General features: G+C 70.3%; 12 protein-coding genes and 1 riboswitch. Of the genes, 5 read left to right on the plus strand and 7 right to left on the minus strand.

Annotation, left to right across the window (positions count from 1 at the left end; translation table 11 throughout):
• Positions 1 to 293 precede the first annotated feature (293 nt).
• The gene (locus tag ACGFK0_RS30695) at positions 294 to 2,381 is read left to right on the plus strand and encodes an RNA degradosome polyphosphate kinase (RefSeq protein ID WP_392911139.1); all 2,088 of its coding nucleotides are present in this window, start codon (positions 294 to 296) and stop codon (positions 2,379 to 2,381) included.
• Positions 2,374 to 3,297 carry an NUDIX domain-containing protein gene (locus tag ACGFK0_RS30700; protein WP_392911141.1) on the plus strand — a complete coding sequence of 308 codons (924 nt, stop codon included), beginning with the start codon at positions 2,374 to 2,376 and terminating at the stop codon, positions 3,295 to 3,297. Before ACGFK0_RS30695 ends, ACGFK0_RS30700 begins: the two co-directional genes overlap by 8 nt.
• Here the strand turns inward: ACGFK0_RS30700 and ACGFK0_RS30705 are convergent.
• Both ACGFK0_RS30705 and ACGFK0_RS30710 read right to left on the minus strand, forming a co-directional pair.
• Positions 3,263 to 4,762, minus strand: coding sequence for a CHAD domain-containing protein (locus ACGFK0_RS30705; protein WP_392911143.1), 1,500 nt, complete (start codon positions 4,760 to 4,762; stop codon positions 3,263 to 3,265). The two genes, ACGFK0_RS30700 and ACGFK0_RS30705, sit on opposite strands and share 35 nt — an antisense overlap.
• Positions 4,763 to 5,085: 323 nt before the next feature.
• Complete coding sequence (locus ACGFK0_RS30710; protein ID WP_392911445.1) at positions 5,086 to 5,544, minus strand: GNAT family N-acetyltransferase; 459 nt, start codon at positions 5,542 to 5,544, stop codon at positions 5,086 to 5,088.
• A 154-nt stretch (positions 5,545 to 5,698) separates the two neighbouring features.
• On the opposite strand from ACGFK0_RS30710, the gene ACGFK0_RS30715 reads away from it, so the two are divergent.
• The gene (locus ACGFK0_RS30715; RefSeq protein ID WP_392911145.1) at positions 5,699 to 6,028 is read left to right on the plus strand and encodes a WhiB family transcriptional regulator; all 330 of its coding nucleotides are present in this window, start codon (positions 5,699 to 5,701) and stop codon (positions 6,026 to 6,028) included.
• 129 nt (positions 6,029 to 6,157) lie between these two features.
• Positions 6,158 to 6,745, plus strand: coding sequence for a rhomboid family intramembrane serine protease (locus tag ACGFK0_RS30720; RefSeq protein WP_392911147.1), 588 nt, complete (start codon positions 6,158 to 6,160; stop codon positions 6,743 to 6,745).
• A 19-nt stretch (positions 6,746 to 6,764) separates the two neighbouring features.
• Here the strand turns inward: ACGFK0_RS30720 and ACGFK0_RS30725 are convergent, their stop codons facing one another.
• From ACGFK0_RS30725 to ACGFK0_RS30745, 5 genes are all read right to left on the minus strand, one after another.
• On the minus strand, positions 6,765 to 7,511 hold the full coding sequence (locus ACGFK0_RS30725) for an SDR family oxidoreductase (RefSeq protein WP_392911149.1): 747 nt from the start codon (positions 7,509 to 7,511) through the stop codon (positions 6,765 to 6,767).
• Between the two features lie 74 nt (positions 7,512 to 7,585).
• Positions 7,586 to 9,055: a hypothetical protein gene (locus ACGFK0_RS30730; RefSeq protein ID WP_392911151.1), complete on the minus strand. Its 1,470-nt coding sequence runs from the start codon at positions 9,053 to 9,055 to the stop codon at positions 7,586 to 7,588.
• A gap of 81 nt (positions 9,056 to 9,136) precedes the next feature.
• On the minus strand, positions 9,137 to 9,922 hold the full coding sequence (locus ACGFK0_RS30735; RefSeq protein WP_392911153.1) for a sporulation protein: 786 nt from the start codon (positions 9,920 to 9,922) through the stop codon (positions 9,137 to 9,139).
• A 139-nt stretch (positions 9,923 to 10,061) separates the two neighbouring features.
• A complete protein-coding gene (locus tag ACGFK0_RS30740) occupies positions 10,062 to 10,388 on the minus strand; it encodes a DMT family transporter (protein WP_392911155.1) in 327 nt (108 codons plus the stop codon).
• A 32-nt stretch (positions 10,389 to 10,420) separates the two neighbouring features.
• Positions 10,421 to 10,483: riboswitch (guanidine-III (ykkC-III) riboswitch) on the minus strand.
• An 81-nt stretch (positions 10,484 to 10,564) separates the two neighbouring features.
• Positions 10,565 to 11,902: a UDP-glucose dehydrogenase family protein gene (locus ACGFK0_RS30745; RefSeq protein ID WP_392911157.1), complete on the minus strand. Its 1,338-nt coding sequence runs from the start codon at positions 11,900 to 11,902 to the stop codon at positions 10,565 to 10,567.
• A 301-nt stretch (positions 11,903 to 12,203) separates the two neighbouring features.
• On the opposite strand from ACGFK0_RS30745, the gene ACGFK0_RS30750 reads away from it, so the two are divergent.
• Positions 12,204 to 14,039: an acyl-CoA dehydrogenase gene (locus tag ACGFK0_RS30750; protein ID WP_392911159.1), complete on the plus strand. Its 1,836-nt coding sequence runs from the start codon at positions 12,204 to 12,206 to the stop codon at positions 14,037 to 14,039.
• Positions 14,040 to 14,046 lie beyond the last annotated feature (7 nt).

A 14,046-nucleotide genomic window follows, 5' to 3' on the forward strand; every position in this document is an offset into this window, starting at 1 on the left:
AGCCCCACCCCCGCCCGAACTCCGGCCCCCCTGGCGGGTCTCCAGGGATCGTCCCCCTGGAACGACACGGCACGAGCCGGGCGACCGCAGCGACACGACACCAACCGAGACGGTCACAACAACCGCAACCGTGTCGTGAGGATCGACCGGCTCGTGACGGGGGTCCCAGGGGGTCGCCCCCCTGGGAAACAAAGTGTGAGCAGCGGGAACCCCGGGCATGATCGAAGTGTCGGATACTTGGGCGATACCGCCGAGTTCGACTCTCGTTCATCTTGCTCAGGGAAAATACGGGTATGACCGTCAATCCAGGACAACTCCCCCATCAACGCGCCGAAGCGCTCCCGGACGACCGCTTCCTCGACAGGGAGGAGAGCTGGCTCAGATTCAACCAGCGCGTCCTGGAGCTCGCCGAAGACCCCGGCCTGCCGCTGCTCGAACGGGTTCGGTTCCTGTCGATCTTCTCCAGCAACCTGGACGAGTTCTTCATGGTCCGCGTCGCCGGCCTCGCCCGCCGGATGGCGACCGGGCTCGCCGTCCAGTCCGCCAGCGGCCGGCAGCCCCGCGAGGTCCTCGAACGCACCGGTGAGGTCGCGCACGAGCTGATGGGGCGGCACGCCGCCTGCTTCCGCAACGGGATCCGCCCCGCGCTCGGCGACGAGGGCATCGACATCCTGCGCTGGGACGAGCTGGCCGAGACGGAGCGGGAGCGGCTGCGGCGGCTGTTCCGCGACCGGATCTACCCCGTCCTCACCCCCCTCGTCGTCGACTCCGCGCACCCGTTCCCCTACATCTCGGGCCTGTCCCTCAACCTCGCGGTGATCGTCCGCGACCCGGAGACGGACGCGACGATGTTCGCCCGCGTCAAGGTCCCGCCGCTGCTGCCGCGCTTCATCGAGGCGTCGTCCGACCGGTTCACGCCGCTGGAGGACGTCATCGCGGCGCACCTCGGCCAGCTGTTCAGCGGGATGGAGGTCGTCGAGCACCACGCGTTCCGCGTCACCCGCAACCAGGACCTGGAGATCGACGACGACATCAGCGAAGGCCTCCTGCAGGCCCTCGAACGCGAGCTGCTGCGCCGCCGGTTCGGCCCGGTCGTCCGGCTGGAGGTCGAGGAGTCGATCTCCGAGGGCGTGCTCGACCTGCTGACCGACGAGCTGGCCGTGGACGAGGGCCAGATCTACCGCGTCGTCGGCCCCCTCGACCTCGGCGGCCTCGCGTCGATCGCCGACCTCGACCGCCCGGAGCTGAAGTACCCCCCTTTCGTCCCGTCCAAGGAGGCGCTGCCGGAGGACGCGAGCATTTTCAGCGCCATCCGTGAACGGGACGTGCTCGTCCACCACCCCTACGACTCGTTCACCACGAGCGTCCAGCGGCTGATCGAGGACGCCGCGACCGACCCGCGCGTCCTGGCGATCAAGCAGACGCTCTACCGGACCAGCGGCGACTCGCCGATCGTGGACGCGCTGATGAACGCCGCCGAGGCCGGCAAGCAGGTCGTGGTCGTCGTCGAGCTGAAGGCCCGCTTCGACGAGCGCGCCAACATCGCCTGGGCGCGCAAGCTGGAGACGGCCGGCTGCCACGTCGTCTACGGGTTCGTCGGGCTGAAGACGCACTGCAAGCTCGCGCTGATCGTCCGGCAGGACGCCGACGGCCAGCTGCGCCGCTACTGCCACATCGGCACCGGCAACTACCATCCGAAGACCGCACGCCTCTACGAGGACTTCGGGCTGCTCACCGCCGACCCCGAGGTCGGCGAGGACGTCAGCGCCCTGTTCAACCACCTCACCGGCTACTCGCGGCAGAACTCCTACCACCGGCTGCTCGTCGCGCCGAACAGCCTGCGCTCGGGGCTCGTCCAGCGGATCGACCACGAGATCGACAACCGGCGGGCCGGGCATCCCGCCCGGATCCGGATCAAGTGCAACTCCCTCGTGGACGAGGTGATCATCGACGCGCTGTACCGGGCGTCGCGGGCCGGTGTCCCGGTGGACGTCTGGGTCCGCGGCATCTGCGCCGTGCGTCCGGGCGTGCCCGGCCTGTCGGACACGATCCGGGTGCGCAGCGTCCTCGGCCGGTTCCTGGAGCACTCCCGGGTGTTCGCGTTCGAGAACGGCGGCGAACCCGAGGTGTGGCTCGGCAGCGCCGACCTCATGCACCGCAACCTCGACCGCCGCGTCGAGGCGCTCGTCACCGTCACCGACCGGGTCCAGCGGGACGAGCTGCTGTCCCTCATCGACCAGGCCATGGACGACGGCACCGACGCGTGGGCGCTCTCCGGCGACGGCACGTGGACGCGGCTCACCGCCCGTCCGGGCGAGACCCTTCAGGACATCCAGACCCACCTGGTCAAGAGCCGGCGGTGGAGGACCGTCGATGGCTGAGCGCGCCACCCCGCCGGGCCCCGGGGTCATCTGGGCCGCCGGTGCGCTGCTGTGGCGCGACGGGCCCGAGTTCGCGGTGATCCACCGTCCCCGCTACGACGACTGGTCGTTCCCGAAGGGCAAGGTCGACAAGGGGGAGCATGTGCTGCGGGCCGCCGTCCGCGAGATCGAGGAGGAGACCGGTATCGTCCCCCGCCTCGGCCGCCGCCTGCCCACCAGCACCTACCCGGTCGGCGACCGGAACAAGCGGGTCGACTACTGGGCGGCCCGCCCCGCCGCCGAGGCCGCCGCCGCCTTCGCCCCGAACGACGAGGTGGACGAGCTGGTCTGGCTGCCGGCCGGCGAAGCCGAGGACAGGCTCAGCTACCTGCACGACATCGACCTGCTCCACGAGTTCCTGCGCGGCCCCCTGCACACCTCGCCGCTGGTGATCCTGCGGCACGCGTCCGCCGGGGAGAAGAGCGACTGGCGCGACGCCGACGAACTGCGGCCGCTGGACGCCGCGGGCCGCGCCGAAGCGGCCCGCCTCGCCGGCCTCTTGTACGCCTACGGCCCCGCACGGCTGATCAGCTCCGCGACGGCCCGCTGCCTGGAGACCGTCCTGCCCTACGCGCGCCGCACCGGCGCGTCCATCGTCACCGACCCGGCGTTCACGGTCGGCGACACCGGCCCCGGCAAGGCGACGGACAGGCTGCTGTCACTGGTCGCGGACGGCGTCCCCACCATCGTGTGCACTCACGGCGAGGTCGTCTCCGAACTCGTCACCGCCCTGTGCAGGGAAACGGGGGAGAAGGTCCCGGACGACCCGGGCCTGCGCAAGTCGGAGTTCTGGGCGGCGCATCTCGCCGGCGGCTCGATGCCCGCCCTGGAACGTCACACCGTTAGAACGACGGCCCCAGAGTCTGCGACCAGGTAGTCGACAGGCGGTCTCGTGCCCCTTCGGCCTGGCACCGTTCCCGCCCGTACAGGACGCCCAGGGTGAACGCCTCCTCCGGGACCCTGGTGCGCTTGGCCGCCGCCCCCAGATGCTCCATGGCGATCACGCCGTCCTGGTAGCCGCCGAGGACCTCCTGGATGCGCTTGGCGTCCTTCACCACCCGCTTCGCGGCCACACCCAGCACCGGAACCGCCAGCTCCGCCGCGTACCGCGCCCGCTTGGCCGACTTGCGGGTCTCGTGCTGCGCGACCTCGGGATCCTTCGCGCCCTTGATCGACGCGTAGTCCTTGGCCATGCGGTCCCACGCCCGCGTGACCAGATCGGGCAGCTCCTTGCGGGCCTTCTTGTCCGCCGCCTCCACGACCAGCGGCGGCTCGGCGATCAGCTTGTCGAGCTCGTCGAGCAGCGCGAAGTACCGCGGCTCCTTGAGTGAGGTGTTCATCCGCCGGTACGCGGCGCGTTCCCGCCGCTCCAGGTCGTCCAGCAGGAACGCGGGGGCCTCCGCGAAACGCATCCGGAGCACCTCGAGGTCGCGCACCTCACCGAGGACGGCGGCCAGCCACCGCAGCTCCTGCCCCAGCGGCGCGGTCCGCGCCGGGTCCAGGACGGTCCGGTAGCTGCGCAGAGCGCTCCTGATCCGCCGCGTCGCCACCCGCATCCGGTGGACCGCGTCCTCCTCGCCCAGCCGCGCCTTCGGGTCGAACGCCACCACGGCCTCGACCTGCTCGGCCAGGTAGGCCAGGACGACATCCCCGGTCGTGATGGACGGCCCCTTCCCGTTGGACGCCGCCGCCGCGATCCGCGACCTCGCCGCCGCCCGCGCCGCCGCGGACACCGACGGCACGACCGCCTCGCCCAGCAGCCGCCCCAGCTTGGACGACGACCTGCCCTTCTTGGCGCCGCCCTTCCGGAGCCGCTTGCCCGCCGCCTTCAGCAGCTCGGCCGGGCCGTCCCTCAGCTCGACCTCGATCTCCCGCCACCGCTCGGTCTCCGCGCCGTCCCCGCCGCCCCGGCCGGTCACCAGGTCGTCGGCGACCTCGGCCAGCTCGACGCCGTCCTGCCCGAGCAGCCGGACGACCGTCCGCCGCGTCTCCAGCGTCGCGACGGGGCACAGCTCCGCCCCGCGCGTGTACACCGCGACCAGCCCCGCCAGCCGCGGGGGGACGATCAGCGGCCGCCCCAGCGGGGCCCGCAGCTCCTGCCTGCTGTCCGGCCCGGCCGGCATCTTCAGATGCCACCCCGCGTCCGGGCCGCCGCGCCTGCGCCGCAGCGTGATCCCGTGCGCCGCCAGCCGCAGGTCGGCGGTGTCGAAGTAGGTGGCGTGCAGCTCGTGGACCTCCGGCTCCCCCGCCGACACCACGCCCGGCAACCCGTCCAGCTCCGGCAGGACGAAGTCGGCGGCGGCGTCGTACTTCTGCTCGATCTCGAGATGCCTCTCGGCCACGCTCAGCTCCTCCAAGACGACCCGGCAACCACGCACACCCAGGTGACAAGCATTTCACGCCCGCATGAACAACAACAGAAACCTTGCGGTCAAGCCTTTGCGCCTGGCATGCGCGGCTGCGAACACCGGTGCCCTGGGACACCGGCCACACCCTCATCAACGCGGAGGGGTTAAACGCCGAAATCTACGCCATTGCGCTCCTCCGTCTGACCAGCCACCCACCAAAGAAGATCGCCCCCACGGCCGGACGCGCCATCACCGCCGGCACACTCCGCCGGGCCGGGCCGAGGCGAGCTCTCGCCGCCGGTAGAGGCTGGTCGCCGTCAGATGTCGCGGAGGTGGTACTTCATGCCCATGTGGGAGGGGCGGAAGCCGATCTTCTGGTAGAAGCGGATGGCGGCGGGGCGCTGGCGGTCGGTGGTGAGCTGGACGACGCGGCAGCCTCGGGCGCGGGCCTGGTCGATGGCCCAATTGATCATGTCCTGGCCGACGCCGAGGCCGCGTTGCTCTGCGGCCACGCGGACGCCTTCGATCTGGGCGCGTTCGCCGCCGGTGTAGGTGAGGCCGGGGATGAAGGTCAATTGGAGCGTTCCGGCGATGTCGCCGCCGACCTCCGCGACGATCAGGTTGTTGTTGGGGTCCTTTTCGATCGCGGTGAAGGCCGTGAAGTAGGCCTCCGGGATCTCGTCCCCGGGTGTTTCGCGGGTGGCTCCGAGGGGATCGTCGGCGAGTAGTCGGACGATCTGGGGCAGATCGGCCACCGTCGCCTCGCGGAAGGTCACTTCTTGATCACGCTGCACACCTCCCAGGTTATCCGCACGGTAACTTGCAACGTTCACGAACGTCTTGTAGTACTACGAGTCGTAGTACTACGTTGAGTGGAGACCACCCCGAGCCGAACTGCCGGTGGTCTCGTCGCCGCGCAGGGAGAAGCCAATGCACATCAACGAGAACGAGGATCACTGGAGCGACCACGCCATCTGTCGCGGTGCCGATCCGGACCTGTTCTTCCCGATCGGCTACTCGGTACCGGTGCTCCAGGCTCAGGAGGACGCCGCCAAGGCGATCTGCGCGAACTGCCCCGTGAAGGCCGAATGCCTCGCGTGGGCGCTGCGGGTCGGCGAGCCCGACGGCATCTGGGGCGGCACGACCCCGGAGGAGCGCCGCCACCTGCGCCGGACGGCCGACGCTCCCGCACGGCGTCCCCTGCCCGTCATCGTCGTCCGCGGGGACGCGTCCGAGTCGGAGCACGCGTCCGCCGCCTAGGGGCCTCGCAGATCGCAGCGCGCATCCGTCCAATATGCCGGAGGCGGCGCGGGAAGCCCGGGTCAGGGGCACCTTTGGGCCGTCCCGCGCGTTGACTGTGCAGGGTCGTCGAGACTTACGGTGGCTGATATGAGCTATGTCCCCGACCGGCAGCGTTCCGAAGGGCTCGCCAAGCACGGCGCTCGCGCGCTCTCCTCGGCGGTCCTGATCGGGTCCGTGACCGCGCTGATGTGGGTGCTGGAGGCGTTCGACTACACGGCGGGCGGGTGGCTCGACCGGTTCGGCATCCAGCCCCGGGACGTGAACGACCTGCCCGACATCTTCACCGCGCCGTTCATGCACGGCGGGTTCGGGCACCTGATGGCGAACACGGTCCCGTTCCTCATTCTCGGGTTCATCGCGGCGGCGCGGGGAATCGCCAAGTTCCTGGCCGCCAGCCTGATCATCATCGTGGTCGGCGGGCTCGGCGTGTGGTTCACCAGCTCCGCCAACACGCTCGGATCCAGCATCCTGATCTTCGGCTTCTTCGGCTACCTGGTCGGACGCGGGATCTTCGAGCGGCGGCTGATCGACATCGGGATCGCCGTCGCCGTCGTGGCCGTCTACGGGACGATGCTGCTCGGCGTCATCCCGGGCGACCCCGGCATCTCCTGGCAGGGCCACCTGTTCGGGCTGATCGGCGGTGTGCTGGGCGCCTGGTTCCTGCGCCGGAGCTGAGTCAGGCCCGCAAGCCGGATCAACCGGGCCGGACGGTGACCTCCGAGACGACCGCGTCGCGGGACGTCTCCAGGGCCGACACCAGCACCCGCGCCACGGTCGCGGGCGCCGCGAAGTCGTCCTCGGCGTAGGGGTGGCCTTCCTGGGCGCGTACCCTCCGCTGCATCTCCGTCGCCGTCCGCCCGGGGTAGACGGTCGTGACGCGCAAGGCCGGTTCTTCGGCGCGCAGGGAGTCGGCCAGGGCCCGAAGGCCGAACTTGCTCGCCGCGTATGCCGACCACTCAGGGTTGGCGCGCAGACCGGCGGTCGAGTTCACGAAGACGACGTGGCCCCCGGCGGCGCGTAGCGCGGGCAAGAGCAGCCGGGTCAACTCGGCCGCGGACACCAGGTTGACCGAAAGGTGCTCGATCCACTCGTCCGCTTCGGTGTCCGCCACCCGTGCCAGGTGCACCATGCCCGCAGTGTGGACGACGCCGTCCAGCCGCGCGGGTACGCCGGCCATGGCGAGGGCCGCCTCGATGCGCCGCGGCTCCGTCAGGTCCAGCGGGATCGTGGTGATGGACGCGCTCCGCGGCGGTGAGGGGACCGCGCCGGGGTTGATGACCTGTGTGGCCGCGTTCGCGCCGCCGCGCAGGGACTTGGCCAGCCCGTCGAGGCGGTCGGGCGAGCGTCCGGTGAGGATGAGGTCATGCCCGCGCTCGCGCAGCAGTTCGGCCACCGCGGTCCCGATGCCGCCGGTCGCCCCCGTGATCAGATACGTGCCCATGAGGTTCCATTCTGGTTGATCCTCGACCTCGGTGGACGCCCGGGGCGTCCCTTTGGTTCGGGTTCGGGTGGGGCTCAGCGCGAGCCCGTGCTGGGTCGCAGGACCCGTGCCGTCCCGGCGATGAGCGCGGTGGCCAGGACCCAGCCCGTCGTGACGAGCCCGTACGCCACCCAGCGGGACCAGTTCACGGCGTCGTAGGACAACTGCTGCCCGAACGTGTCGAGCGGGATCAGCAGGTCCAGGGTGTAGATCAGTGCGTGGAACGCCGGCAGTTCGTCACGCGGCTTGACGGGACGCGGATTCTCGATCGAGAACACCGTCGTCCCGAGGGCCAGCAGCGCCGCGAACCACGCGAACGCCAGCCAGGGCCGGTAGCCGAAACCGACCGTCCAGTCCAGGAGGTGGTTCCATGCCTTGCCGACCGGGTTCAGCCTGCGGCGGCGTGCCCGGAGTTTGGCGAGCTGCACCTTGCGGGCCAGGTCGTCGTGGCCGATGTCGTGGTACCAGGCGGCGAGCTGCTCGTACGGCTGGAGATGGAACTCCTTGTCGCGGGACACCCAGCTGAGGCGGTCCTTGAACTCGGCGCCGCGCAGCGTCTCGTACGTCATACCGTTCAGGTACAGCTCGTCCGGCCACACGGACGGATGGTCCATGATCAGGTCGATCCGGGAGTACGACAGCGACACCCGGCCCTTGATCTGCTCCTCGGGCCACAGGAGCAGCTCGTCGGCCTGGATGTGGCTGGCATGCAGCGCCATCCGGGCGGGGTCGCCGGAGTCGAGCCGGGCGCGGGAGAAGGACAGGATGCCGTTGAAGCGCCCGCTGCGCAGCCGGACGGTGCCGAGCGCGGTGAACCCGCGGCTGAACTCGGCGGCGTCCTCGACGACCATGTTCTGGGCGTCCAGCGCGAGGCGGCCGGGGTTGGCGAGGGTGGTCCCCTCCATGAACAGCCCGCCGTTCATCCGGGCCCCGACGAACCGCACCCCGCCGGTGATCCGCGCGTCCCGGATGAAGGTGCCGACCTCGACGACGAGTCCGCCGCTGAACAGCGCCCACTTGTCCGGCTCGGACGCGGTGATCGTCGTCCCGTTCATCCGCAGGCCGCCGGCGAGCTGCGCACGCGGCAGCCTGACCTCCCCCTCGATCTCCGACCCGGACAGGCTGAGGTAGCCGTCCGCCCGCAGGCCGCCGCCGTCGAAGCCGGGCATCCAGCACCTGGCGAACCGCAGCTCCCGTGTCCCGGCGTTGGAGAAGTCGGGCTCCTCGACGATGCGGCAGTCCTCCAGCCGGAGTTCGTACTCGACGGAGCCGCCGGAGATGTCCATCCGCCCCATGATGTAGGCGCCGCGCAGCCGCACGGCCGCGACGGCTCCGGGACGCGGGTCCTGCGCGCCGAGAAGGAGCCGGGTGATGATCTCGGCGCGGACGATCCGGTCGGGCAGCGGGCCGGCGGGACGGTCGTCGCCGAGGACGACGGTCTCGCCGGTGGGGAACGCGGCCCAGAGGCGTCGTTCCGCGTCGTTCAGTCCGGGGGGCTGGGGCACGGAAGATCTTTCTACGCGGAGATCCCCTCCGCGAGCAAATGTCGCGGAGGGGATCGGGTCGGCCGTCGGGTCGCCGGGGGCTTAGAAGAAGCCCTTGCGGCGCCCGGCGTCCTGCAGGAAGCCGCCGAGCTGCTGCTCCCAGTCGGTGTTGTCGACGCTCGCGTAGTCGACGGTGAACCGGCTGAACGCGTCGCGCCCCTCGGTGAACGCGCCGCCGCGCTTGTCGAGCTCCAGCACGACCTCCATCGACTGCGGGTAGGACACGAACGTCACTTCGAGCTGCTTGATGCCGCGCGCGTACTGCCCCGGAGGGAAGAACTCGATCTCCTGGTAGAACGGCAGCTCCTGGTGCACGCCCCAGATGCGGCCCTTCTCGCAGTCGGCGTTGCGGAACTGGAAGCCGAGGTTGGAGAACGCCGCGAGGATGCGCTCCTGCGCGGGCAGCGGGTGCACGGCGATCGGGTCGAGGTCGCCCGGGTCGATCGCCCCCGCGACCTCCAGTTCGGTCGCGAGTCCGACCGTGGTGCCGCGCAGCGGCTGCCCGTACATGTGGGTGAGCGGTGCCTCCCACGGGATGGCGAACTGGAACGGGAGGCTGTGCCTCGCGCCGTCGTCCAGCTCGAAACTGCCGGCCACCCGCAGTTTGGCGTACTCCAGGTTGGAGGTGTACTCGTTGTCGCCCGACTCGACCTCGACCCTGGTGCGCAGGGCGAGGTTCACCGACTTGATGTCGGAGTCGTGCTGGCCTCCGATGATGGTGACCTCGCCGGTGATGGTGCCACCGGGCCTGGTGTTCGGGTCGTGCAGGATCGTTTCGATCGACGGGCCGCCGATGCCCATCGCCTGGCGCAGCTTCTTGAAGACCAAGATCCGTCCTCCCGTGTTCGAGCACCCCGGGCGCTCTCCGTCCCGTGCGTCCGGGCACTCTCATCCCATAGACGCCGTTACCGGAGATTACGTTCCTGGATATCGTCGTGACCTGCGAATCGCCGGGTTGGTCGGCTTTTCAGTGGCCGCCGGCGCCCGCCAGGTTGAGGCCGATGACCCCGATGACGATGAAGGCCAGCGCGGTGATCTTGGCCACGGAGACCTGGTCGCCCATGACCAGCATGCCCAGTGCGGCGGTTCCGACGGCTCCGATGCCGACCCAGACCGCGTAGGCGGTGCCGACGTCCAGGTTCTTCAGGGCCAGGCTGAGCAGGCCGAAACTGGTCACGGCGAAGACGAGGAATCCGGCGGACGGCAGCGGCTCGGTGAAGCCCTTGCCGGCCTTCAGGCACAAGGCCATCGCGACCTCGAATAGACCGGCGACGATGACGAGGATCCAGGCCATGGTTCTGCTCCCGGTAAGCGAGACGGTTGTTGCACGCGTCGTCTTCGCCTGCCGGGTACGACGCACCTCGTCCGGGAGGACCACGGGCCCTCACCACGGAGAACGGCCCCGGCGCGCAGGGTGTTCCCTGCCCGGCGGGACGCCGGGACGCCTGGACGCCGGGACGCCGGGAAACGTCAGGATCGGCCGAGTGCGCGGTACTCCCAGCCCGCCGCGCGCCAGTGCGCCGCGTCCAGGGCGTGGCGGCCGTCCACGATGCGCTTGTGCCGGACGACCTCGGCAAGCGCCTCCGGCTCCACCTCCCGGAAGACCGACCATTCGGTCAGCAGGACGACGACGTCGGCGTCCTCGGCCACGTCGAACGCGCTGTCGCCGTACCGGAGTTCGGGGAAGGCGCGGCGGGCGTTGCCGAGTGCCGCCGGATCATGGACGCGGACGTCCCCGCCGAGGCCGTGCAGGGTGTGCGCCACGTCCAGCGCGGGCGCGTCGCGGATGTCGTCGGAGTTGGGCTTGAACGCGGCGCCCCACGCGGCGATCCGCTTGCCGGCGACGGTGCCGCCGAGCACCTCGCGGACGAGGTCGACGGTGCGGGCGCGGCGGCGCCGGTTGATGTCGTCCACCTCGCGCAGGAACGACACGGCCTGGCCGACGCCGATCTCCTCCGCGCGGTGCGCGAAGGCGCGGATGTCCTTGGGGAGGCAGCCGCCGCCGAAGCCGAGGCCGGGCCGGAGGAACTTGCCGCCGATCCGGTCGTCGAGGGCGAGGGAGTCGGCGAGGTCCTTGATGTCTGCGCCGACGGCCTCGCAGACCTCGGCCATGGCGTTGATGTAGGAGATCTTGGTGGCGAGGAAGGAGTTGGCGGCGACCTTGACCAGTTCGGCGGTGGCGAGGTCGGTCCGGATCACCGGTGTGCCGATGTCGAGGACGGGTTTGAACGCGGCGCGCAGCCGCTCGTCCGCCCAGTCGGAGGCGACGCCGAACACGAGCCGGTTGGGACGCATGGTGTCGTCGACGGCGTAGCCCTCGCGGAGGAACTCGGGGTTCCAGGCCAGTTCGACGCCGGTGCCCGCGGGCGCCAGTTCCTGGACGACGCCGGTGAGGCGCTGCGCCGTCCCGACCGGCACGGTGGACTTGCCGACGACGAGGGAGCGGCGGCGCAGGTGCGGGGCGAGGGAGCGGACGGCGGCGTCGACGTAGGACAGGTCGGCGGCGTCGGAGTCGGGGAGCTGCGGCGTCCCTACGCACAGGAAGTGGACGTCGCCGAACTCGCCGGCCTCCGCGTAGGAGGTGGTGAAACGGAGGCGCCCGGAGTCGAGGGCCTTGGTGAGCAGCTCGGGCAGGCCGGGTTCGAACATCGGGACCTCGCCGGACGCCAGCCGGGCGATCTTGCCCGGGTCGGCGTCCACACCGAGGACCTCGAACCCGAGCACGGCCATGCAGATGGCGTGCGTGGCGCCGAGATAGCCGGTGCCGATGACGGTCAGTCTCGGGGCCTCGGCATCCCCCTGTTTCATGCGCACCTCCCTTGCTTCGCGGTGGTTTCGCTGCGCCCGATCCTCCCACCGGCGGTCCGCGGCCCGTAGGCGGGTGTCCGTGCCGGGCGACTGCCCTGCGTGGACGCCGGACGTCCCGCCATCGTGTGAGCGGGATCACGCGGGGGGTCCGGACGTGATATCGATATGGCCTCCCTCTCCGGATTGGGGTGGTTGTCACGGGTTACCAGCGGGTAGCATGATGTTGAGTTACTAGCGAGTAAAACCAGTCAGTAGTAGACGCGCGGCGCCGCCGGGCCCGCAGGACCAGACGGAGTCTCGAATGGGGCACTACAAGAGCAACCTCCGGGACCTGGAGTTCAACCTCTTCGAGGTGTTCAGGCGCCAGGACCTCCTCGGCAGCGGCCCGTACGCCGACCTCGACGAGGACACCGCGCGCAGCATCCTGGACGAGATGAAGCGCCTGGCGGAGGGCCCGCTCGCGGAGTCCTTCGAGGACGCCGACCGCAACCCGCCGGAGTTCGACCCGGCCACCGGCGCCGTGACGATGCCGGAGAGCTTCAAGAAGTCGTACAAGGCGTGGATGGACGCCGAGTGGTACCGCCTCGACCTCGGCCCCGACTTCGGCGGCACCGGCGCCCCGCGCTCCCTGACCTGGGCGGTGGCGGAGCAGGTGCTCGGCGCCAACCCCGCCGTCTACATGTTCTCGTCCGGCCCCAGCTTCGCCCAGATCCTCTGGCGCATCGGCACGCCGGAGCAGAAGAAGTTCGCCGAGCTGGCCCGTGAGCGGCAGTGGGGCGCCACGATGGTGCTGACCGAGCCGGACGCCGGCTCCGACGTCGGCGCCGGCCGCGCCAAGGCCGTCGAGCAGCCGGACGGCACCTGGCACATCGAGGGCGTCAAGCGCTTCATCACCTCGGCCGAGCACGACATGTCGGAGAACATCTTCCACCTGGTGCTCGCCCGCCCCGAGGGCGCCGGCCCCGGCACCAAGGGCCTGTCGATGTTCCTCGTCCCCAAGTACATGGTGGACGTGGAGACCGGCGAGCTGGGCGAGCGCAACGGCGCCTACGTGACCAACGTCGAGAAGAAGATGGGCCTCAAGGTCTCCACGACCTGCGAGCTGACCTTCGGTGAGAAGCACCCGGCCGTCGGCTACCTGGTCGGCGGCGTGCACCAGGGCATCAGGCAGATGTTCCTCGTCATCGAGCACGCGCGGATGATGGTCGGCACCAAGGCCATCGCCACCCTGTCCACCGGCTACCTGAACGCGCTCGAGTACGCCAAGGAGCGCGTGCAGGGTGCGGACATGACGCAGATGACGGACAAGACCGCCCCGCGTGTGACGATCACCCACCACCCGGACGTCCGCCGCAGCCTCATGACGCAGAAGGCGTACGCCGAGGGCATGCGGGCGCTGGTGCTGCTCGCCTCGTCCTACCAGGACGCCGTGCAGATCGCCGGGCACGAGGGCCGCAAGGACGAGATCGCCGAGAAGATCAACGACCTGCTGCTGCCGATCGTGAAGGGCTTCGGCTCGGAACGCGCGTACGCCCTGCTCGGCGCCGAGTCGCTGCAGACCCTCGGCGGGTCCGGCTTCCTGCAGGACTACCCGATCGAGCAGTACATCCGCGACTCCAAGATCGACACCCTGTACGAGGGCACCACCGCGATCCAGGGCCAGGACCTGTTCTTCCGCAAGATCGTCCGGGACAACGGCGAGGCGCTCAAGGTGCTCACCGGCGAGATCAGGAAGTTCACCGAGTCCGAGGCCGGCAACGGCCGGCTGAAGAACGAGCGGGCGCTGCTCGGCCGCGCCCTGGACGACGTGCAGGGCATCATCGACCCGATGGTCGGGTGGGCGCTCGGCTCGATGGAGAACCCGAAGGAGCTCTACAAGATCGGGCTCAACTCGTCCCGCCTGCTGATGGCCCTCGGCGACCTCATCGTCGGCTGGCTGCTGGCCCGCCAGGCCGAGGTCGCCCTCACCGCCCTCGGCGGCGGCGGCGTGTCCGACTCCGACAAGGCGTTCTACAACGGCAAGGTCGCGTCCGCGCAGTTCTTCTGCCAGACCGTCCTGCCGCGCCTGGCGGCCGACCGCGCCACCACCGAGTCCACCACCCTGGACCTGATGGAACTCCCCGAAGAGTCCTTCTAGCGCCAGA

Source organism: Spirillospora sp. NPDC048823, assembly GCF_043198445.1.
In the GTDB taxonomy this organism is placed as follows: domain Bacteria; phylum Actinomycetota; class Actinomycetes; order Streptosporangiales; family Streptosporangiaceae; genus Spirillospora.